At 46.7% G+C, this 20,695-nt stretch carries 17 protein-coding genes; 3 read left to right on the top strand and 14 right to left on the bottom strand.

The window, feature by feature from the left end; all coding sequences use genetic code 11:
* Positions 1-4: 4 nt before the first annotated feature.
* The gene (locus tag GJR95_RS25945) at positions 5-3,292 is read right to left on the bottom strand and encodes a S41 family peptidase (RefSeq protein ID WP_162388625.1); all 3,288 of its coding nucleotides are present in this window, start codon (positions 3,290-3,292) and stop codon (positions 5-7) included.
* Positions 3,293-3,425: 133 nt separating this feature from the next.
* Entirely contained in the window at positions 3,426-3,875 is a 450-nt protein-coding gene (locus GJR95_RS25940; protein ID WP_162388624.1) for a hypothetical protein, read from the bottom strand.
* An 85-nt stretch (positions 3,876-3,960) separates the two neighbouring features.
* On the opposite strand from GJR95_RS25940, the gene GJR95_RS25935 reads away from it, so the two are divergent.
* Complete coding sequence (locus GJR95_RS25935; protein WP_162388623.1) at positions 3,961-4,446, top strand: VOC family protein; 486 nt, start codon at positions 3,961-3,963, stop codon at positions 4,444-4,446.
* Between the two features lie 20 nt (positions 4,447-4,466).
* On the opposite strand, the gene GJR95_RS25930 is transcribed toward GJR95_RS25935, so the two are convergent.
* From GJR95_RS25930 to GJR95_RS25915, 4 genes are all read right to left on the bottom strand, one after another.
* The gene (locus GJR95_RS25930) at positions 4,467-5,315 is read right to left on the bottom strand and encodes a 3-keto-disaccharide hydrolase (RefSeq protein ID WP_162388622.1); all 849 of its coding nucleotides are present in this window, start codon (positions 5,313-5,315) and stop codon (positions 4,467-4,469) included.
* Positions 5,316-5,424: 109 nt separating this feature from the next.
* Positions 5,425-6,021: a 3-keto-disaccharide hydrolase gene (locus tag GJR95_RS25925; protein ID WP_162388621.1), complete on the bottom strand. Its 597-nt coding sequence runs from the start codon at positions 6,019-6,021 to the stop codon at positions 5,425-5,427.
* Positions 6,022-6,096: 75 nt separating this feature from the next.
* Positions 6,097-7,227, bottom strand: coding sequence for a lactonase family protein (locus GJR95_RS25920; RefSeq protein ID WP_174260228.1), 1,131 nt, complete (start codon positions 7,225-7,227; stop codon positions 6,097-6,099).
* A gap of 45 nt (positions 7,228-7,272) precedes the next feature.
* Positions 7,273-8,169: an aldo/keto reductase gene (locus tag GJR95_RS25915; protein ID WP_162388620.1), complete on the bottom strand. Its 897-nt coding sequence runs from the start codon at positions 8,167-8,169 to the stop codon at positions 7,273-7,275.
* Between the two features lie 210 nt (positions 8,170-8,379).
* Between GJR95_RS25915 and GJR95_RS25910 the strand changes: the two genes are divergently transcribed.
* Positions 8,380-9,264, top strand: a complete 885-nt coding sequence (locus GJR95_RS25910; RefSeq protein ID WP_162388619.1) for an OmpA/MotB family protein — start codon at positions 8,380-8,382, stop codon at positions 9,262-9,264.
* Positions 9,265-9,374: 110 nt separating this feature from the next.
* On the opposite strand, the gene GJR95_RS25905 is transcribed toward GJR95_RS25910, so the two are convergent.
* The 5 genes from GJR95_RS25905 to GJR95_RS25885 form a co-directional block, all read right to left on the bottom strand.
* Positions 9,375-10,244 carry an aldose 1-epimerase family protein gene (locus tag GJR95_RS25905; protein WP_162388618.1) on the bottom strand — a complete coding sequence of 290 codons (870 nt, stop codon included), beginning with the start codon at positions 10,242-10,244 and terminating at the stop codon, positions 9,375-9,377.
* A gap of 86 nt (positions 10,245-10,330) precedes the next feature.
* Positions 10,331-10,798: a 30S ribosomal protein S7 gene (gene rpsG, locus GJR95_RS25900; RefSeq protein WP_162388617.1), complete on the bottom strand. Its 468-nt coding sequence runs from the start codon at positions 10,796-10,798 to the stop codon at positions 10,331-10,333.
* A 160-nt stretch (positions 10,799-10,958) separates the two neighbouring features.
* Positions 10,959-11,390 carry a 30S ribosomal protein S12 gene (gene rpsL / locus GJR95_RS25895; RefSeq protein WP_162388616.1) on the bottom strand — a complete coding sequence of 144 codons (432 nt, stop codon included), beginning with the start codon at positions 11,388-11,390 and terminating at the stop codon, positions 10,959-10,961.
* A 190-nt stretch (positions 11,391-11,580) separates the two neighbouring features.
* On the bottom strand, positions 11,581-11,904 hold the full coding sequence (locus tag GJR95_RS25890; protein ID WP_162388615.1) for a DUF3467 domain-containing protein: 324 nt from the start codon (positions 11,902-11,904) through the stop codon (positions 11,581-11,583).
* 66 nt (positions 11,905-11,970) lie between these two features.
* Positions 11,971-12,363 carry a DUF3887 domain-containing protein gene (locus tag GJR95_RS25885; RefSeq protein WP_162388614.1) on the bottom strand — a complete coding sequence of 131 codons (393 nt, stop codon included), beginning with the start codon at positions 12,361-12,363 and terminating at the stop codon, positions 11,971-11,973.
* 236 nt (positions 12,364-12,599) lie between these two features.
* Between GJR95_RS25885 and GJR95_RS25880 the strand changes: the two genes are divergently transcribed.
* Positions 12,600-13,358, top strand: a complete 759-nt coding sequence (locus GJR95_RS25880) for a hypothetical protein (protein WP_162388613.1) — start codon at positions 12,600-12,602, stop codon at positions 13,356-13,358.
* Between the two features lie 51 nt (positions 13,359-13,409).
* Here the strand turns inward: GJR95_RS25880 and GJR95_RS25875 are convergent, their stop codons facing one another.
* The 3 genes from GJR95_RS25875 to GJR95_RS25865 all read right to left on the bottom strand — a co-directional run bounded on the left by GJR95_RS25875 (position 13,410) and on the right by GJR95_RS25865 (position 20,037).
* On the bottom strand, positions 13,410-15,065 hold the full coding sequence (locus GJR95_RS25875; protein ID WP_162388612.1) for an OmpA family protein: 1,656 nt from the start codon (positions 15,063-15,065) through the stop codon (positions 13,410-13,412).
* A 145-nt stretch (positions 15,066-15,210) separates the two neighbouring features.
* Positions 15,211-17,505 (bottom strand): ATP-dependent helicase, encoded by a 2,295-nt coding sequence (locus GJR95_RS25870; RefSeq protein ID WP_162388611.1) that lies wholly within the window; start codon positions 17,503-17,505, stop codon positions 15,211-15,213.
* A 1,125-nt stretch (positions 17,506-18,630) separates the two neighbouring features.
* Positions 18,631-20,037 (bottom strand): sulfatase-like hydrolase/transferase, encoded by a 1,407-nt coding sequence (locus tag GJR95_RS25865; RefSeq protein WP_162388610.1) that lies wholly within the window; start codon positions 20,035-20,037, stop codon positions 18,631-18,633.
* Positions 20,038-20,695: the final 658 nt, after the last annotated feature.

The following is a 20,695-nucleotide window of genomic DNA, read 5'->3' as shown; positions in this document are numbered from 1 at the left end:
CTTATTATTTGCCGCTGCTCAGTTTAGATGCTTTCGCTTCGTTCAGTTCTTTCAGCAATTCGGCTACGGCAGTATCCAGCTGGCTATTTTTATCGGTATAGCTTTCGCCAATTGGGCGCGATACGGTAATATCTACCGGTCGGGGAGCCAGCTCCATATTTTTGCCGGTATTGTCCGTAATCTTGGAAAATGGAAGCCGCAGATTTGAGCCATCGATGAGTTGCGCAGCCGATGTGTAGATAATCCATCCCGCCGTTGGTTCGCCAACTACCTTACCAACTTTAAGCGTCCGGTAGCCTTCTGTGAAATCTTCAGCATCGGAGAGCGAGTGCTGATTCGTTACCAGAATGGTTGGCGTTTCCAGTGCTCGCTGACCCAGCTGTGTCCGGGCCGGGGCCGACGGTAGTCCGCGTGAGGTCATGGTCATGTATCCTTTCCGGGTAAACACATCAAGCGCATACGCATTCACGAAACCGCCATTGTTATTCCGAACGTCAACGACAACGCCTTCACGAGCGTGATTATCAGCATCCAGATCGAGACTCAGCTGCGCCAGCGATTCGGCCGACATATCATACATGTGTACGTAGCCGAGCCGCCCACCACTGACCTTATCGACATACTGACGTTGCTGTTGTACCCACTGTTTGTAAAGCAGTCCTTTCTCTGTCGTTTGATTGACTGGCCGGATGGTCACCTCGCGCGGAGTTCCATCAGCCGAAGGAGCTACCATCAGCGAAATTCGCCGGTTCACCTGGTTTTCGAGAAGCTGATCAAGATTGGTCGAGGCCGTTATTTTCGTATCGTCGATAGCCACTAAGTAATCGCCAGGTTTAATCGTGCCAGACAGGGCGGCTGGACTCAGCGCAATAACCTCCGTGATTTTCAACTTACCCTTATTTTCGTATTCGTCCCGGTCGAAACGAAGCCCAATGCGGCCCGTAGTCGTTTGAACGGAACCCGCCGGTGCCGAGATACCCGAGTGCGATGCATTCAGTTCGCCTAACATCAGGCTAATCAGACGACGAAGCTCATCGGGTGTACGGGCACCAGCCGCCAATGGCTCATACTCGGCCCGAACCGCTTTCCAGTCGGCGCCGTGGAAGGTAGAATCGTAAAAACCTTTGCTCTGAATATCCCAGGCCTGCCGGAAAACCTGTACTTTTTCATCGCTGAAATCGACGTCCATTTCCGCTGTCACGTTTAGCGGTTTAGCTTCTCGTCTGTCCAGGGTTATAGACTGAATTCGGCCCTGTTCCAAATAGAAAATCTCTTTCCCATCGGGCGAAAATTGCGCACCATTTTTAGTTCCAGCAGTTGAGGTAAGTTGGCGCGCTACACTCTGCTCGCGGCCCAGTTCATCAAGCGAGTAGGTATATAAATTCTGCTGACCGGCTACGGTTGCGATCAATAACAGCGTTTTTCCGTCTTTACTGATTGTATGTGCATCTACATCTACGCCAACGGGCAACAGACTCAACCGTTGACGAATATCCTCAAAAACGATTTTTGCAGGTCCTCCCTTCTCTATTTTAGCCGTATCGCCCAGCGCTCGCGCAGTGGTATCGCGGGGATTCGTTTTGGCGGTGGCGGGTGTTGTCGGTGCAGGTTTCAGCGTCTTGGGGACTTCTTCATTGAACAAATCCCGAAACTGGTCTTCCCGGAACTTAGGCGAACGCGGAACCAGATCAATGCGGGCAATTTGCGCGGTTTCGGTTCGCTGAGTTGTTCCGAACAGGATGTATTTTCCATCGGGGCTCCAGCTAACGTTACCGCCAAAGGTATTGGCCAGGAAGCTAACCGGCTTGCTTTCGCCCCCAGCAGACGGAATCACGGCGATATTCCGAAAGGTTTTGGCACCATATGACGCAAACGCAATCCATTTCCCATCGGGCGACCAGACAACGGACCCGTTAGACCCAAACGGCGGACGGCCCAGATAGGCTTTTTTCAACAGTCGGTCTTTTTTTGCTGCTAGGTCAAGCACTCGCAGTTCCTGACCATTTCGAACAAAAGCCAGCGATTTACCATCCGGCGAGAACACAGGAGATCCATCATCCTGCGAACCGTCTGTCAGGCGGGTTTCGTCGCGCGTTGCAAAATCGTAGCGGTAGAGGTGAGCCACACCGTCGCGGGTCGATATATACACTAGGCTACGGCTGTTAGGCGTCCATACGGGCTGCGATTCGTTGGCTGCGCTATGGCTAATTCGAGTAGCATCGCCCCCGTCTTTGGCAGATGCGGCAAATACTTCTCCATGCGCAATGAAAGCAACTTTTTTCCCGTCGGGCGATAAAGCCATTTCGCGAAGCTGATTAGTTAGTTTCAGGTGCTCAATGGCGGGGCTTGCAGCAACACCCCGAAGCCGGATCGAAACAGGAGCGGCCTGTCGGCTGGCTACATCGTATTTCCAGAGTTGAAAATCACGCTCAAAGACAATAGCCCGGCCATCGTAACTAATCGATGGCCACAACACCCGACCGCTGTTGAACGTGGTCAGCATTGCGGGCTTGCCACCAATGGGTAGTGTCCATAAATTTTGTCCCTGGCTGCGGTCCGATACGTAAAAAAGTGTTTTCCCATCCTGATTCCACATCGGCCACAGCTCTTTGGCTCCGCCTTCGGTAAGTCGCTCATAAGCCGAACCTGTTTTTTTGGCATCGATACGATACAGCCAGATTTCGGATTCATCCAGGTGGCTATGCCCTTTGCGCCACCACTGGTTTGATGCGATGCCCCGCGCCGAAAAAGCCAGCGTTTTGCCATCTGGCGAAGGCATTCCGTAAAACTCATTGGCATAACGGTCGGCCGTTATTGCCATCGGTGTACCCCCTGTGATGGGCACCCGATAAATGTCGTTCATACCCGAAATATCGCGACTGGTCGATTGAAAATAGACCATCTTCCCATCGCGCGACCACGCATTAAGCACTTCAGCGCCATCATCGTAGGTAAGGCGTTTGATCGTTCCCGTTTCCAGTGCCAACAGGTAGATATCGCCGTTGCCTGAGCGCGACGAAGTAAAGGCCAGGTATTTACCATCCGGTGAATAAAGTGGTCGCGATTCGTTATCGGGATGTGATACCAGCAGTCGGGCTTCACCCCCTGCTGCGGGCACGGTCCAGATATCGCCACCGGATACAAACGCGATTTCGGCCCCATCGGGCGAAAGACTTGGCTCAGCAAAGGCGAATTTGGGTGCCGGGCCAACCGGTTGCGTCTGCCCCAATACCGGTGCAGTCAATGAAGCAGCCAGTAAAACGCGAAGAAGTAAAGTTGTTGAAGTGCACATTCAAAGAGCTTGGTTAACTTTTGAGAGGAATCGGTTCGCCGACAAAAGCAGATACAGTAATTGTATCTGCCAACAAATTAACCTAAAAATAAGACCGCTTCGGCAGGAAGGCAAGTACCCAGGTAGTATGATGCTACTTCAGATAATTATAGGCGATGATAACACCAAATGCAAAAACGATATGCCCCAGAAACAGCGTGATCAAATAATGCTTTAGTGAAATTGCTGGTGGATTTGGGTGAATAGCAAAGAATCCATACCAAAACGCAATAGCGACAAGACCGTTGCCAATCCCCAGCCAAAGGCCCGATTGTAAATCCGGGCCACCAATTCCCCAGGACCACAGTAATGCATAACACAAGGCGAACAGTATGCCAATGAAATAGTGGGCAATGATACCGACTGAAATAGCCCGTGGGCTATCTGACAATTTTCCATCGGGCGACGTTTGAAAGGTCAGCATTGTCCCCAGAATTTTCACTACCTTCAGGACCCGTTCGGTCAGGAAAGTCACCAAATACATGAAGGCCGTCATGAGTGCTGTGCCGACTACGCCTGCCAGCATAATGTCAAGTACGTTCATTGTTCAGGATCTATCGTATTATGCCTGTTCAGTTCTGTTGGTGCATTAACTTAAATTTAGCCGTATCTGCTTAATCTGTTAGGCTATGTCCTCGTATATAATCCCTGCTCAAACCCGCATTGGTCACGTTCATCTCAAGGTCTCAGATCTGGACCGCGCCCTGGCATTCTACTGCGATCTGCTTGGCTTTTCGCTCATAACCACCTATGGGAAAGAAGCGGCCTTTATTTCGGCCGGTGGTTACCATCATCACATTGGGTTGAATACGTGGTATAGCAAGGATGCTCAACCAGCCCCTGTTCGGGCAGCAGGTTTGTTTCATACCGCCATTTTATACCCTACCCGCCGTGATCTGGCGGTTGCCCTACAGCGACTTATCGAGGCAAAGTACCCGATTACCGGTGCATCAGATCATGGTGTGTCGGAAGCATTGTACCTCAATGATCCGGATCGGAATGGCGTTGAACTCTACTGGGATCGCCCAATGGATCAATGGCCTCGTAAACCCGATGGCTCCATTGAAATGTATACACATTCTCTGGATCTGGAAGACCTGCTAAGTGAGATTTAGTTTATTCTTCCACAAGCTAGCTACTGCTGAAGCAATTCGGGAGGTAACACACTAATGTTCTGAACCTGAATATTTCGGTAAAACACTTCAGCTCCTTCCGACTGTAGTTGAATCTTCCCTTTTGTAAGTGGAACTGTCTGACCATTGACCAGGTGGCGCGTATGTGTCAGTACCAAATTGACTTTTCCGTTCATCACATGCAGGCAGGTATCGCCGAAACAGTAAAGTTCCAGTACATTCCATTCACCGGAGGGTTTTTCACTATCGGGATTTTTAAGGCACGACCGGCCAACTGGTGTTTTATCCTGAAACGTTACCAGATCAGCTCGAGGTTGATAAACGTAGGCCCCCTTTTCATTTTTGCGAGCTGTAATATCGGCCAGCACGTTCATGACACCCCAGTAGTCGCCACAATCGCCCTCCTGAACCTGTAACTCGAACGATTCCATCCACAGCATCGGTGTACCATGCGGTCCAACACTGTGGTAAAGTAGCCCACTATCGCGGGGGCGGTCGAGTTTGGGGGGCCATTTCTGGGTTCCCCACTTGAACTCTAGTCGCAGATGGTAGTTTTCAAACTCGGCCAGTGTATTGATACCGCCAAAGGTTTCGCCCGATATCCGCAAAGCGGGTTTACCGTCTACAGTAACTGCTGAAAACACATGGTTTGGGTCGTTGTTCAAGCCCAAAGGTGGCGTTTTGCGATCCGGACTGTCTTTAGCATAAGGTTTATCCAGGTATGTTTCCCAACCGCTAAAGTTCTTTCCGTTAAATAATGATTGCCAGTTGCCCGGCTTCCCAGACGACTGGGCAACGGCAGAAACACAAACGAGCAGGCTGGCACAGACAGCGAGAAAGAGCTGTTTCATGTAGAGGAGTCTTTAGGAAAATAAGATTACATCCCGGCTTAAACGGGCAATATCAATCGTGATAAACGATGAATGCCATAACATTGGGCTATGGCATTCATCGGTTGACTTACAATGGCTGCAGTTTGAGGTTCTTCCAGCGGACTTTGATACCACCGCCATCGTGGATTTGGAGAGCTACTGAACCCTCACCCTTACCAATTTTTTCGTCGTGAAGATCGACCATTTCAGTACCATTGAGATAGGTCTGAACATGATCACCATCAACCCGAATGCGAAGTTTATTCCACTCCCCAGGCTTCAGAATGTTTTCTTTCTCGTCGGGGATCTGCACGAGCCAGTTCCGGCCATAGGATTCGTAAATGCCGCCCGTGTCGTGGTTGGGTGGGGCTACTTCTACTTGCCAGCCACTAATTTTGGTGCCATCAATGGTGGAGCGGAAAAACACCCCGCTGTTTCCATTAGCCTCCTGTTTGAATTCGAGCGATAGGTCAAAGTTCTTGTAGAATTTTTCGGTTGCCAGATAGCCGTACTTCTTATCAGGACCGCTCTCGCAGATGAGTTCTCCATTTTCGACATACCACTTTTCTGTACCATAAATCTTCCATCCGGAAAGATCTTTCCCGTTAAAAAGATTGATCGTTTTAGTTGGAGCCGTGAAGGCCAGAACGCTCAGCACGAAGCCAATGGCAATAAAATACTTCATTTAGAACAGGGAGTTAGAGTTAATTTTTATAGTTGCAAAATCTCATTCTGTTGCGAATGAGCCCACAAAACTACGTTATCGGCTAGCCATAATCACACAAACCGGGGCCGGAACTTTCACCGACTGACCCGTGTAAGTTAGCTTGCCCGATTTCTGATCGCGCTTAAAAATCGTGATATTGTCCGAATCCTGATGAGCCACAAAAACAAAATCCCCTTTAGGATCAATCAGGAAATTGCGGGGTGTTTTACCTTCTGTTGGCTGGTCAGCTACTTTTGTCAGCTTCCCATCGTTACCGATGGCGAAAATAGCCAACGTGTTAGCGCCCCGGTTAGACTGGTATAAAAACTTGCCCGACGGGTCAATGTGGATGTCGGCGCTGGTATTCTGGCCCGTAAAATCAGCAGGCAGCGTTTTTACATTATCCTCAATTACGGTCAAGGCACCCGTTTTCGGATTACGGGACAGTACGGCCACCGTTGACGTTAATTCCTCGACCAGGTAAGCATATTTTCCATTCGGATGAAAAGTAAAATGGCGCGGCCCTGAACCAGGTTTTACACTGACGTAAGGCGTTGAAGCGGGTTTCACCGTACTTGCTTTGGCATCTACATCGAAGATATTCAGCTTATCGGTTGTCAGGTCGGCGACGTAGACAAATCGATTGTCGGGAGCCAGCGTTGCTGAGTGAACATGCGCTTTTTCCTGGCGCTTTTCATTAGGTCCTGTACCAGCGTCCTGAACGCTATCCGCGGCTGCACTCAACGTGCCGTCGGCGTTAATCGGCAGCACGGCCAAACTACCACCCCCATAATTGGAAACAAAAGCCGTTTTTCCGGTCTGATCGATGCTGATGTGACAGGGGCCTCCGCCAAGTGACGACTGGCCGTTCAGAAATTGAAGCTTACCGGTTGCCTTGTCAATGGCGTAGGCACTAACACCGCCAAGTTTATCGGCCCCTTCGTTGACCGAGTACAGGTACTTTCCCGACGGATGAATGGCTAGAAAAGAAGGGCTTTTCGCGTTTGAAACTGACTGAAGCGGCTGCATTGTACCCGCAGCCCGATCAAATTCAAAGACATAAACGCCCTCACTGCCCCGAACAGAATACGTACCAACGTACATAATTTCCTTACCCGACTGGGCTTGGGCGGCCATACTTAACCCAAATGAAATTCCTAAAATACAGTTGCGTAATTGGTTCATATACGTAATGATGAGTCGGTGTAATAAGCACGTATTCCGCGTAAACTACCGATGTTGGTCGTATTGGTTAGCAGGAAGTGTGTCGGCTAACTGGTTCCATTCTGATTGCGTTAATGCTGGACTTTCTTCCGTCTGCATAACCTCCGTCAATTGTTCCAGTGTGCGGATACCTACCACCGCAGAAGCAACAACAGGATGATGTAATGTATAGTGAATGGCTGTAGCAACTGGGTTACGCTGTGCATTTGACATGGCCGCAATTGATTCGGCAGCCTGTTGTACCTCATGGGCAGTATAGTTCAGATACGGAACAGCCGGTTTGTTGATCAGTAAACCCTTCGCCAGACTCCCCCGAGCCAGAACACTGATCTGATGCTCGTGCAACAAGTCTAAGCATGCCTCTTCGGGCCTGCGGTCAAGTAAACTGTATTGCATCATTACGCTCACCAGGTTCGATCGGGTTATCCACTCACGGGTCACAGTCGGGCGAATGGACGAAATGCCATATTCCCGAATTTTGCCCTGATTCTTTAGCAGCTCAAACGCTTCTATCGTTTCGTCGATCGGGTCGTCAAGTGTACCGCCGTGGAGTTGGTAGAGGTCAATATAGTCTGTTTGTAAACGGCGCAGGCTTTCATCAACGGCTTGCAGGATGTACGCTTTTGTTGGATTCCAATCCCAGCCAGAACCGTTGGGTCGCCACTGATTGCCCACTTTCGTGGCTAATACGACTTGCTGCCTCACCCCGGCCAGCGCTTTACCGACCATTAATTCATTCTGACCGTGGTCATATAAATCGGCGGTATCGAATAATGTAATACCGTTGTCGAGGGCGCGGTGAATTAAGTGTGCGTTTTCAGTGTAGTTGCTCCCCAATGACATACAGCCATACGCAATTTCACTGACAACGAGATCGGAGTTTCTAATTGATCGATGGTTCATATGCCTTACTTTCCCCTAGAAAGTCCATGATTTTTTCTTATTTTAGCAGTATAATAAGGAAATAATGCAAACAGAATTCTTTTACATGAACAATAGTATTAAAACCGTTAGCTAGAATCCTTTACTTTTGCAAAATAATTGGCATTAGTAAAATGCTAGTATCATTAAAACCTAACTTTTCGTTACCCTTCAATATCCTCAATTATCTCTATGAAACGAGTTCTGATTGTTTTCGCAGCTGTGGCAATGCTGTCTTCCTGTAATAGCAAGAAGCGGCTGGCCGAAATCAAATCCTTACAAGAGGCCCGTGACAAGGCTGTTGCTTCTTTAAATGACTGCGACCAGCGTACGGCTGATCTTCGTTCGCAATTATCAGCGAAAGACACCGATCTGCAAGGTAAAGACAAACAGGTAAATGACCTTGCTGCTCAGATCGATTACCTTAAGAAGACAAATACAAACCTCCTCGACCGGATGTCTGATCTGTCGATTGTGAGCAAGTCTGGTGCTGAAAGTATTAAAAAATCACTTGAAACACTGAACGAGCAAACGAAATACACCAATAACCTTAATTCCTCGATCCAACGTAAAGATTCATTGAATCTGGCGCTGGTGATGAGCCTGAAACGCTCACTGGACGACATCAACGATCAGGACGTTCAGGTTGAAGTAAAAAAAGGGGTTGTGTATGTGTCGCTTTCCGACAAGCTTCTGTTCAAATCAGGCAGCTATGAGGTTTTACCAGCTGCTGAAGTTGTGCTGGGCAAAGTAGCCAAAGTGGTTAATGACCACAAAGAACTCGATATTCTGGTTGAAGGCCATACGGATGCAGTCCCCATTGCAACAAGTGCGATTAAAGACAACTGGGATTTAAGTGCATTGCGCGCTACGTCGGTTGTTCGGACATTGCAAGGCAAATTTAGTGTAGCTCCCGAGCGGATGACCGCTGGTGGGCGTTCAGAATTTTCACCGAAGGATGATAACACAACTTCGGTTGGTCGTCAGCAAAATCGCCGGACGGAAATTATCATTACGCCGAAAATGGATCAGTTCTTCAACCTGCTGTCAAGCGGCCAGGCTGGCGGAAGCAAATAGTTAGCTTCAGATTCTCAATTAAAAACTGCATTTATGCGCTTTGAAATTAAAGCGCATAAATGCAGTTTTTGTGTTATAGACTACTTATTGCATTTAAGGGTGAGGCCTGGTTATGCAATTGTAATCGTAAAGGAAGCATTGAATACATGGCCAGCTTCAACATGCTGGATGGCTTCCTTGGCCTCAATTGGCTTCTGTTGGCCTTCGCTATCGGCGCAACCTAACCACGGCTCAATACAAACGAACGGTGCACCTGGCTTAGCCCAGATTCCCAGATATGGAAATGCCGGATAGTCGACGGTTACGCTGTGAGCATGCTTATCGGTTCGGATGGCAACACGTCGGGACGCCAGGTTTTTGAAAACCAGCGCATCCTGATCGAAGAGGTGTTTTGTCAGCAACAGTCGGTTTCCTTCGGTCGCCACAGGCTTTGTCTCTCCATTGAAATAGCCCGCCGATGACAGCCTATGTGTTTCCAGGGATTCAGTTTGTTCAAACTCGATAAAGTAGTCTTCATAGGCTTCATCTGGCTTAAATGGTACCGCAAACGCCGGATGCGCCCCAACGGAGAAGAAGACTGTTTTTTCATCTTCGTTCACTACCCGATAAGTGACCGTAAGGGCAGGACCATTCAGTTCATAGATGATCTGAAACTCAAATTCATACGGAAAGTGTATTCGGGTCGATTCGCTGGAACGTAACGAAAAAACAGCATGGGTCGCTGTAGACTCCGTTGTTTCAAAGATTGATTGCCGGGCAAACCCGTGCCGTTCGATCGGGTACGTTTTCCCATCAACCAGGAGCTGATTATTCAGGCAGCCACCTACTACCGGAAACAAATTTGGGGCGTGCCAGCCCCAAACGCTCGGGTCGGCCTGCCAGAGGTGTTCAATACCAGTCGATTTGTGAAAGATGGACGTTAATTCGGCTCCCTTAGGACGAATGGATACGCGAAGGTGGTGGTTTTCTAGAGTCGTCATATCCTGCAAAACTAAAAAAGCCGCTCAATGTTGAGCGGCTTTTTTCGAATTTGGTGACCACCGGGACTGTGGTCTGCTTGTCTGGTTTAGAACCGGAAGTGCGAGAACGCTTTGTTGGCTTCAGCCATACGGTGCGTATCGTCCTTCTTTTTCACAGCTGCGCCTTCACCTTTTGCGGCTGCGACGATTTCGGCTGCTAACCGGTCTACCATTGTTTTTTCACCCCGCGAACGAGCGTACCGGATAAGCCATTTCATGCCTACCGCGACCTTCCGATCAGCCCGTACTTCGGTTGGCACCTGGAAGGTAGCTCCACCGACGCGACGGCTTTTTACTTCAACTGATGGCATGACGTTGTTCAATGCCTTTTTCCAAGTATCCAGACCACTTTCGTTGGTACGTTTTGCTACCACATCAAGTGCATCATAGAAGATGGAGTACGCCAGGCTCTTTTTGCCTTCGTACATCAGGTTGTTAACAAATTTGGTTACGAGGACCTCCTTATATTTAGGATCAGGTAACACGTAACGCTTGGGCGGTTTCGCCTTTCTCATGATTTCTTCAGATTTTTGATCTTACTCTGAACGTAGCCCGCTCTGGAAGAGCTTTCCAACGCCCAGTCTTTGTTTAGTTGTACAGTTATAAAGTTTTATAGTTATAAAGTGTATTGCCGAGTTATCAACTAGTTAGCTTTATGACTATTTGGCTTTATGACTATTTTTTCTTGCCTTTTGCTGGCGGTGCACCTTTGCCACCTTTAGCTGGAGCCTGACCTGGTTTTGGACGTTTGGCGCCATATTTCGAGCGGCTTTGCAGACGACCGTTTACACCAGCCGTATCCAGAGCACCCCGAACGATGTGGTAACGAACACCCGGAAGATCTTTTACCCGACCACCGCGAATCAGCACGATTGAGTGCTCCTGCAGGTTGTGGCCTTCGCCCGGAATGTAGGCGTTTACTTCCCGGCCGTTCGTCAAGCGAACCCGGGCAACTTTACGAAGAGCCGAGTTTGGCTTCTTCGGTGTCGTGGTGTACACACGCGTGCACACGCCCCGACGTTGTGGGCAGGCGTCAAGAGCCGGCGATTTCGACTTGAATTCAAGCTTCTCGCGGCCTTTACGCACTAATTGTTGTATAGTAGGCATTCTTTAAATTGTTTACAAAAAACAGTCTTCCCGAAATTTGAGGTGCAAAGATACGGAAAACTGTTTGAATGCCAAAGCATAAGGCTATGACAAAATATAAAAGTCGCTGGATAAAAGAGGTTTATCAGGTAGAACCAGATTCTTCTCTCCTCCAGCGACTTTCAAGTAGAGTAAAACGCTATTTTGTCGATTACGCCTGCCCAACGGGTCCACCAAAGCCACCCGTCGGAAATTTGAAGCTATCAGTAGGGTTATTGATATCACCATAGGCCTCTTCAAACCGGCTGATGTTTTCACGGAGGGCTTCCAGCAATCGTTTGGCGTGTTCGGGAGTCAGAATGATACGGGCTTTCACCTTAGCCTTGGGTACACCCGGCATCAGACGAATAAAATCAAGAATAAACTCACTGTTCGAGTGAGCGATCATGGCTAAGTTAGCATATACACCCTCGGCGATTTCTTCGCTTAGTTCGACATCAATAGAGCCGTCGGGGTTTTGTTGTGGCGGAGTCATATAAAGCGCTATTTTTGACAAAAATACAGTAAAATGTACCTCTCCCTCTTCAGGACATGACTATTCTTACAGTGGCTTGAATAAAAACGTTTCAATCTTACCCTGTTTATCCTGACTGATGTAAAAATCGAGGGCCGACTGGGTAAACGTTGCCTTATAACGGGCAATCCCGTCTTTTACGCCCTGCGACTCCAGGGAATCCCATTTTCCTAACTGGCTTTTAAACTGACCCATTATCTCCTTCATCTTCTCGAGAGAAATCTGTTGTTTAAATGCCGTACCCATCAAGCTATACAAGGAATCTGGCTGATTGCTGTTAATAAACTGCTGCGACAATTTAGCCAGCGAGTCTAACGTATTCATTTGCAACGCAGAAGCCGTAGGTGCTTTATCTGCCGTTTGTGCTGAAACTGCCTGTGTCGATAAAGCAAAGACAAAAAGTAAAATAACCTGTTTCATCGGGTAAGAATTAGTGTGGGGTAAAAATAGGCCAAACAAAAAGGCAACTGGCGGAAATTAGGATTACCTACCTTCCCTTCTTTTAAATGGAGCATCGGCCGGATGAATGGTTGGAATACTGTTTTCACACTATATCACCCCATTTGCCCTATATTTTTCCATACCCACTGATACTGTAATATTCGGCAATAACGTATATTTACAGAATAATACTATATATATTGCCCTATTGGCAAATGAATATACAACCTGATTTAATTCCTGGTATTTATAATTACTGTGACGCCTGGTGTGAGCGTTGTTTGTTTACCAACCGGTGCCGAAGTTTTCAAATTCAACACGAAACAGGATTAACCAGTCGCCCAAACGCTGGCGACGATCTGGTTCAGCAGTTGACTGAAGCACTCAACCTGACCAGAAAATACGTTGAGAATCTAACCCGCGTCCAGAACCTTACTGATACGGATGGGCCAACGAACGAACAAGCGCTGGCTCTGGAAGAAAAGGCAGTCCGACGAATCGACAACCAGGGCCAGGTGGTGTCAAAACTTGCCAGCAACTATTTACGAACGACTGGCCTCTGGCTTGATGAGGAGAAAGGATTGTTAGAACAAGCTGGTCAGCAACAAATCAGAGACGTAGAATTGGGAATACGAACCCAGGAAGAAGCGATGCCCGTGCTGCACGCGCTGAAAGATGCCTGGGAAATGATTCGGTGGTATCGAACATTAATTCCGGTTAAGACGCAATCTGCGCTCCGGGCACTGGCCGAGCCCACCAACGATCCACAACTTACCAACTACCACCTGGGAAAGGCAAAGTTAGTGTTGGTTAGTATCGATCGTTCGTTACTGGCCTGGCAGACAATTATTCAGTTTTTTCCAGAAAAAACCGACGATTTACTTGATCTGATGGCTCTATTGAGTCGTCTGCGCCGGGAATTAGAGACGTTACTCCCCGACGCCAGGGCTTTTCAACGACCAGGGCTGGATTAACAAGCGGGCTTACAGTAGTTGACACCAACTCGTGTAAACCCGAACCATACCTTACTTTTTAACGATTGCAATCTCTACCCGCCGGTTCTTCTGCCGCCCTTCGTCGGTGTCGTTTGTGGCAACGGGTTTGGTTTCGCCAAAACCTTTACTGGCCACTCGATCGGGTTCGATTCCCTTGCTGATAAAGTATTCGCGAACGGCATCGGCGCGATCCTGAGACAGTTTAGCGTTTATTTCGTTAGAACCCGTATTATCGGTATGCCCCCGAACTTCGATCACTAATTTAGGCGCTTCATTCAGCGTAGTCACCAGACGGTCAAGTTCCGGACCTGATTCGGGGCGAAGTTCGGCTTTGCCAGTATCAAAGAAAATATTGTTTAGTCTTACTGACTCACCTACCTCGATCGGAACCAGCTTTAATTCCTGGCCTTTTATCTCCTGAAATCCCTTCGTCTGGGTCAAATCTACATTGTCGCCTTCGGCAATAAAGTCTTTGGCAATGGCTCTCATGCTGTATTTCTGACCATAAGGCAACACGATTTTATATTCGCCGGTAACGGGGTCAGAAGTCGCTTCGCCCGCTTCGGCACCATCGGGCAATGTTTGGTAGACAATTCGGGCTTCAATGGGTTTACCCGTTTTTTGATTGATCACCTTACCACTGATGAGCGCTACTGGATCTGGACGGGTAATATCGGATTTACCGGCTATATCATCTCCTCCGCCCAGTTTACCCGGCTGGTTAGTGGGTTGATCATCCGCTAATTTTACGCGGACGATATCACCTTTACCAAGTGTATTTTTGAAGGTCGTCAGGTAGGCGTAGTCACCCGAGGCCGCTAAGGTGTAATAAGCATCGTAGCCATCGGTATTGACTTTTGGGCCAAGATTAACGGGCTTCGACCAGTGTTTCCAGGTTTTATCAACGCGTTTACAGACGTAAATATCATTACTCCCCAGCCCTCCTTCGCGATTGCTCGAAAAATAAAGCGTTGCTCCATCTGGGGCCAGAAACGGGGTTGTTTCGGTGAACTTGGTATTCACTTCTGAACCCAGATCCATTGGTTTTGTCCAGGAGCCATCTTTCTGCCGAAAACTAACGTAGAGATCGTCTTCTTTGCTGTTTTTTTTCTCACTGAACGCCATCAGTAACACCTTTCCATCAGCCGACATGAACCCACAGTCGAATTGGCCTTTGCTCATGTTCACGTAGTTCGGGATGTCTATTTTTTGCGGAGGAGTCCAACCACTGGCCGTACGTTTACTAATCGAAAAGCCACGCGTTTCGTAGGTACCGTTCACATATTGCCCTTTGATGAGCATTGTATTGCCGTCGGGCGTAATGCTGTAGGCACAGTTATATTCGTCTTTATTGAGCGGAAAACCCATGCGCCGGGCCGGTCCCCATTTCTTACTGGTAGCATCGAAGTCAGAATACCAGATATCCTGACTTCCTTTAACGCCATGCGTATTATTCGGGTGGCTGATCCGGGCAAAATAAAGCGTCTTGCCATCAGGCGAAATCATCGGATTGATCTCGTTATACTCTGAATTGACCTGATTACCAATATTTTCAACTTTGGTATCCGACGCAGTGGTAGATTTTGTAGAATCTCGTCCCCGCACAGGTTCACCGGCTTGACCACTGACTGTCAGGGAAAGCAGCAAAAAAATCAGACTAGCGGCAACAGTACCGTTGGCATTCATACTATAAAGCAAAGGATAGTGGGATAATCTGTAGTGAAAACGACGAATGAGACGAGTTTTGTATACACTGAATCTCTGACCGTATCTATTGTAGGCAAAGTTGACTGCCACTACTTCCACGATACAAATTGAGGTGTCTTTTATTCTACCCCACCACCCGTAGTTTCGCAAAGCTCAGCAACAGCACTTTCTCACCGGCGGTCTCAAACTGGATGGTCGCTTTACGTTCGGTACCATTAACATCTACATTTTTCACCGTTCCAAACCCAAATTTAGCATGCTCAACACGTTGGCCAGCCGCAAGATCTGCCGTGCTGGTAGGCGCAAAATCGGGCGAAGGCGTGTGCGAGGCAGCTGATTGAGGAGTTTGTGACCGGGCGGTTTTCTGCGCCAGCGACCGCACAAAACTCATCGAACCAGTCGATGTGCTTTCGCTCTTATCCCGCTCCGGACGATCGAAGTCCAGCCGGCTGGGGGCCGAACGTTGCTTTGACACTTTCAGATACTGTTGGTCCATTTCCAGCAGAAACCGGCTCGGTTCACACATCTTCAGCCGCCCGTAATGATAGCGGGTTTCGGCATAAGACATGGTCAGTCGTTTTTCGGCACGCGTAACGGCCACGTAAAACAGACGCCGTTCCTCCTCCAGATCATTGCGGCTTTCGAGCATCATCTGACTCGGGAACAGATCCTCTTCCAGACCAACAATGTGGACATTTTTGAATTCGAGTCCCTTAGCCGCGTGAATGGTCATCAGGGTTACCTTGTCATTGTCGCCGTCGTCTTCTTTTTCGTCGGCCGTTGTCAACAGCGAGACCGATTGCAGAAATGCGCTGAGGGTTTTGTCTTCGTTATCTGGATTATCGACAAATTCCTTAATGGCATTCAGCAATTCCTGAACGTTTTCGTAACGAGCCAGCCCTTCAACGGTCTTATCGTCATATAACTCCTTCAGCAAACCCGACGTTTTGGCAATGTGTGAAGCAACTTCAAAGGCATCTTTCTGGTCGAGAAGTAGTTTGAAGCTCTTAATCAGGGTAGCAAAGCTTTCGATAGCGAAAGTCGACCGTCCGGCAATGTGCTTACCAATGTCGGCTACAATTTCCCAGATCGAATCCTCTTTTTCGGCGGCTATGACACTGATTTTGGCAACGGTAGTATCGCCAATGCCGCGCTTGGGCAGGTTTATAATCCGTTTGAAGGCTTCTTCGTCCTGCTGATTGACCGTAAACCGAAGATAGCCAATCAGATCCTTGATTTCCTTGCGTTGGTAGAAAGACAGGCCGCCAATAATTCGATACTTGATGCTCACCTTCCGAAGCGCTTCTTCAAACGCCCGCGACTGCGCGTTAGTCCGATAGAGAATCGCAAAATCGTTGTTTGTGAGCGATCCGTTCATCTTGGCCTCAAAAATTGACGAAGCCACCAGCCGCCCTTCTTCATTGTCCGACGATGCTTTGATAATCTCGATCAATGAACCCTCTTCATTATCGGTGAAAACGTGCTTCTCAAGTTGGTTCTTATTGCGGGAAATGATGGAGTTTGCCGCCTGCACAATGGTTTTGGTGGAACGATAGTTCTGCTCAAGCTTGACAATTTTGACGTTTTCTTTACCGTAATCGCGCTGAAAGTTGAGGATATTTTCGATGTTAGCGCCCCGGAACGCATAAATACTCTGGGCATCGTCACCGACAATACAGATATTCTGGTGAACAGCCGCCAGTTTGCGTGTGATCAGGTATTGCGAAACGTTGGTATCCTGAAACTCATCGACCATAACATGCTGAAACTTATGCTGGTATTTGTTCAGAATGTCTAAATGGTCACGGAACAGCACATTGGTATTGAACAACAGATCGTCGAAATCCATGGCGTTGGCCGCAAAGCAACGAATTGCATACTGTTTGTAAATGCGACCAATGTGAGGCATTCGGGCACCCTCATCGTCTGCCTGAATCACGGCATTGTTAATGTAATCGTCGGGACCAATGAGCCGGTTTTTAGCGCCCGAAATCCGCCCGAAGACGCTATTGACGCGGTAAACCTTGTCGTCGAGCGCCATTTCCTTAATAATACTACGCAACAGCGACTTAGAGTCGTCGGTGTCATAGATGGAAAAATTGCTGGTATAGCCGATGGCTTTTGCTTCGATCCTCAGAATTTTGGCGAATACGGAGTGGAATGTACCCATCCAGATATTACGCGCTTCTGTGCCAACAACCTTTTCGATCCGATGACGCATCTCACCGGCTGCTTTATTGGTAAACGTCAGTGACAGAATCCGGAAAGGATCTACACCATTTTCAATCAGGTGGGCAATACGATACGTCAGAACGCGTGTTTTGCCCGAACCGGCACCAGCTATAATCATCAGCGGTCCATCGCCGTGCATCACGGCTTCCCGCTGGGGGTCATTCAATCCAGAAATGTAATCAACCATACAAAGACGTTGGACATCAGGCGCTGGATGCTGGATTTGACGAAAGTCCAGTGTATGATGTCCAGCATCCGGCGTCTTTATATAACAACCAAAACTACGAAAAAATTTGGTTACGACCGGATTGAAACGTACATGATCCAAACAAGTCTATCAGCGGCTTGCAAACAGGTTTCGATACGTTTTCTGTAATTTCCAACCCCTGAAAGTACCGGAGAAAAATCTGATCAATAGCCCCAAACGGCCAATGTGTATACCAGCTCCGTTTTGTCCTTTCGGCCTCTGGAAGCTATGGCATGAATACGCTGATGTATCTCCGCGAGCTTATCTTTGCATCCACGCCTAAAGACCTTTCCGTTTGTATACACTGAATGACAGATGGATTCGCATCGCTGGTATCACTTTATTGATGATACTGTCCATCGTCAGCAACGGTTTCCTGCAACAATCCCTCACGGGGCTTATATTGGTAAGATTACCGCTCTTTAAATTTGAGAATTTCATTAATGGCAACGCCAATTTTTCAGGCAACAAACTTACAGGCTACCTGCCAACAGTATAGTAAACAGTTTAGAGTTTCAGTTTAATAAGAGATTTTAATTTTTCGCACAGCAGAACTATACCTCTTCCATTCCCCTTAATGATACGAATATTGTTTTTTCAAATAAACAGCAATTAGTAGAGCCGAAAATCGGAAAAAGAAGTCTAAAATTCGAAACTATTAAATTAGATTTATCTCTAGGGATTAACAATTTCAATTAAACCAAAAAATACAGTTTAGATTATGAGCTAAATGCAGCTAATTGGTATTATTTCAGTCCGGCAGCCAGAATCAATGCATATGCATATATAACCGATAGATTATAAAAAACATAAAAAAGCCATTCTAAAAGGTGATTTAATTATCTTTTAGAATGGCTTTGTTTGAAGCATCTAGGTACTTCGGCTCCTTAAAATGCAACCTCACTTATAACAATATCTGTTCTGAAGTATTTAGTGCCATTTTTAGCTTCATAGATCCCAGTTTGTAATCTTTCTGATTTAGTCAGTTGCAAAATTCAGTATACAGAAGGCAATAGGAATAAAACCAAACAGGTTTTCACGATGGGTGGCAATTAGTCAGATTCATCATTTATCAGCAGTCGGATTCCAATCTTTTTTTAGAGGTTTGTCTACTACTAATGGCGCATCATCAGCGTATGTTGTCATTTCCTGCGTTAATAATTTTATCATCTTTTCAATCAAACCTTTTTTGCTCGATTGGCCAGACAAGTCATTTAATTCATGTGGATCATTCTCCAGATCAAACAACTGGGTATGATTGATTAAAGGGTATCGGATTAATTTCCAATTTTCATTTCGGATGGATCTCATACAGTTTTTATATCCGGTATACATCAACTGTCGAACTTTCTGACTCTTTCCGGTGATGATTGGCATCAGTGGCTTACCTTCCACTTTATCCGGTAATGGAGCATTACCAATTCCGGCTATCGTAGGAAAGACATCCATTAGATAAACCAATGCATCTGATTTGCCTTTTGGAATCCCTGGGCCAAAAAACACCAATGGAACATGCATCCCTCCAAATTCATACAAATTCTGCTTTCCAAATAAACCATGATCACCCATCGATAGACCATTATCTCCACTAAAGATGATTATGGTATTCTCCCACTGATTCGATTCTTTTAGGGCATCAAAGATTCGGCCTATATGGTAATCAAGCCCCGTAATACACGCATAATATTCAGCCAATTGTTTTTTGGTGTCCTGTGCTGTTCTGGGCCAAGGTGCAAGTGTTTCATCCCGAACTTTCATGTCGCCATTATCAAATGGATGTAACGGCATAAATGAAGGAGAAAGTTTAATGGTATCTGCCTGATACATTTCGTGGAACTTGGTTTCAGCAATTCTTGGATCGTGAGGAACCGGCGGAGCCAGATAGATATAAAATGGACTGCTCTCTTTATTATTCGAACGTGTTTTAAGGAATTCAATGGTTTTATCAGCTAAATTTTTACTGCTCTCAGCCCTTTGCTGTCCCCTTGCTTCATCAATTATGTTTGTTTGAAAGGCTTTTACACCTGCTGTAAATTCATTCCCCCCCTTACCGTAATGCCAAGTTTGATAGCCCGTATGCTCCATAACTTTCGGTAGAAAGGTATTGGAGTCACTGGCATTATCCGCAGCAGCTTTTTGTCCTGGTATCCTTAACCAGGAACGGCCTGTCAACATCATGGTTCTGCTAGGAAGACAAACAGCTCCAATCATTGAGCCCATGGTGTATGCTCTAGAAAAATGAAATCCTTTTTCTACCAGCTTATCTAAATTAGGTGTATGTACATCCTTATTACCCAATAAATGCAGAGCATCAGCTTTAAAATCGTCAGCATGAATGTGTAAAATATTAAGTTTTGTTTTATGGTTAGTTGATGGTCCCTTCCCCTTTTCGGGTATCATCGAAACGGTGTTCCGCGCCCATAATGACAGTGAATAAAAAAGCAATAATGCGTAAAGTGCTACGGTTTTCATGTTTGCTTGGGTTCAATATTTTTCGGCTTTGTCAAATACTGGAGCTATTATCCAGGGTCCTGCGTTTAACAAAGAGGTATAAAGTTAATGACCCACACATAATTAACCGGTAATAAACGCTTATACACGAATAATAGTTAAAAATGTAAAGCGCCCGTGTAAAATTTTATGAATCGAAAATTATTTATTATTTTTAGCCATATCATCAAATAATGAAGAAATAAAAATATCAATTTTGGAACGTTTATGTTTAGAATGCGGCCACCTGGTGAGGGGGAGATCGGATAAAAAATTTTGCAATGATGGTTGTCGGAATAACTTCAACAATCGTGTAAAGAGTGAGGATACTATTGTGCTTAAGACGATTAACCATATACTGAAGAAGAATCGCCCTATATTAGCCTATTTAAACCCTCAAGGTAATAGGAAAATTAAAGTAAGCAGGAAAAATCTCGAAACTGCTGGATTTAATTTTGATTACCATACTTTCATCTTCAGTACACAAAGTGGAAAGTTATTTATATTTTGCTACAGGGCTTTCTTATAAAACAGCCTCCACTTGCATAAACTGAATTAGTGAAGAAAATTCATCGGCAAAATTGTCCAGTTGAGCTGCCATATTCTTCGGCTTCAATCGATGCAGTAGATTCATTGTCAA

This window comes from Spirosoma endbachense (assembly GCF_010233585.1).
Taxonomy (GTDB): Bacteria; Bacteroidota; Bacteroidia; order Cytophagales; family Spirosomataceae; genus Spirosoma; species Spirosoma endbachense.
Note: the sequence above shows the minus strand (reverse complement) of the source record. Positions and strands in the feature narration are given on the sequence as shown.

Coding starts and splice junctions, on each gene's coding strand:
- GJR95_RS25945 (WP_162388625.1), bottom strand. CDS start 3,292: ATGTGCACTTCAACAACTTTACTTCTTCGCGTTTTACTGGCTGCTTCA.
- GJR95_RS25940 (WP_162388624.1), bottom strand. CDS start 3,875: ATGAACGTACTTGACATTATGCTGGCAGGCGTAGTCGGCACAGCACTC.
- GJR95_RS25935 (WP_162388623.1), top strand. CDS start 3,961: ATGTCCTCGTATATAATCCCTGCTCAAACCCGCATTGGTCACGTTCAT.
- GJR95_RS25930 (WP_162388622.1), bottom strand. CDS start 5,315: ATGAAACAGCTCTTTCTCGCTGTCTGTGCCAGCCTGCTCGTTTGTGTT.
- GJR95_RS25925 (WP_162388621.1), bottom strand. CDS start 6,021: ATGAAGTATTTTATTGCCATTGGCTTCGTGCTGAGCGTTCTGGCCTTC.
- GJR95_RS25920 (WP_174260228.1), bottom strand. CDS start 7,227: ATGAACCAATTACGCAACTGTATTTTAGGAATTTCATTTGGGTTAAGT.
- GJR95_RS25915 (WP_162388620.1), bottom strand. CDS start 8,169: ATGAACCATCGATCAATTAGAAACTCCGATCTCGTTGTCAGTGAAATT.
- GJR95_RS25910 (WP_162388619.1), top strand. CDS start 8,380: ATGAAACGAGTTCTGATTGTTTTCGCAGCTGTGGCAATGCTGTCTTCC.
- GJR95_RS25905 (WP_162388618.1), bottom strand. CDS start 10,244: ATGACGACTCTAGAAAACCACCACCTTCGCGTATCCATTCGTCCTAAG.
- rpsG (WP_162388617.1), bottom strand. CDS start 10,798: ATGAGAAAGGCGAAACCGCCCAAGCGTTACGTGTTACCTGATCCTAAA.
- rpsL (WP_162388616.1), bottom strand. CDS start 11,390: ATGCCTACTATACAACAATTAGTGCGTAAAGGCCGCGAGAAGCTTGAA.
- GJR95_RS25890 (WP_162388615.1), bottom strand. CDS start 11,904: ATGACTCCGCCACAACAAAACCCCGACGGCTCTATTGATGTCGAACTA.
- GJR95_RS25885 (WP_162388614.1), bottom strand. CDS start 12,363: ATGAAACAGGTTATTTTACTTTTTGTCTTTGCTTTATCGACACAGGCA.
- GJR95_RS25880 (WP_162388613.1), top strand. CDS start 12,600: ATGAATATACAACCTGATTTAATTCCTGGTATTTATAATTACTGTGAC.
- GJR95_RS25875 (WP_162388612.1), bottom strand. CDS start 15,065: ATGAATGCCAACGGTACTGTTGCCGCTAGTCTGATTTTTTTGCTGCTT.
- GJR95_RS25870 (WP_162388611.1), bottom strand. CDS start 17,505: ATGGTTGATTACATTTCTGGATTGAATGACCCCCAGCGGGAAGCCGTG.
- GJR95_RS25865 (WP_162388610.1), bottom strand. CDS start 20,037: ATGAAAACCGTAGCACTTTACGCATTATTGCTTTTTTATTCACTGTCA.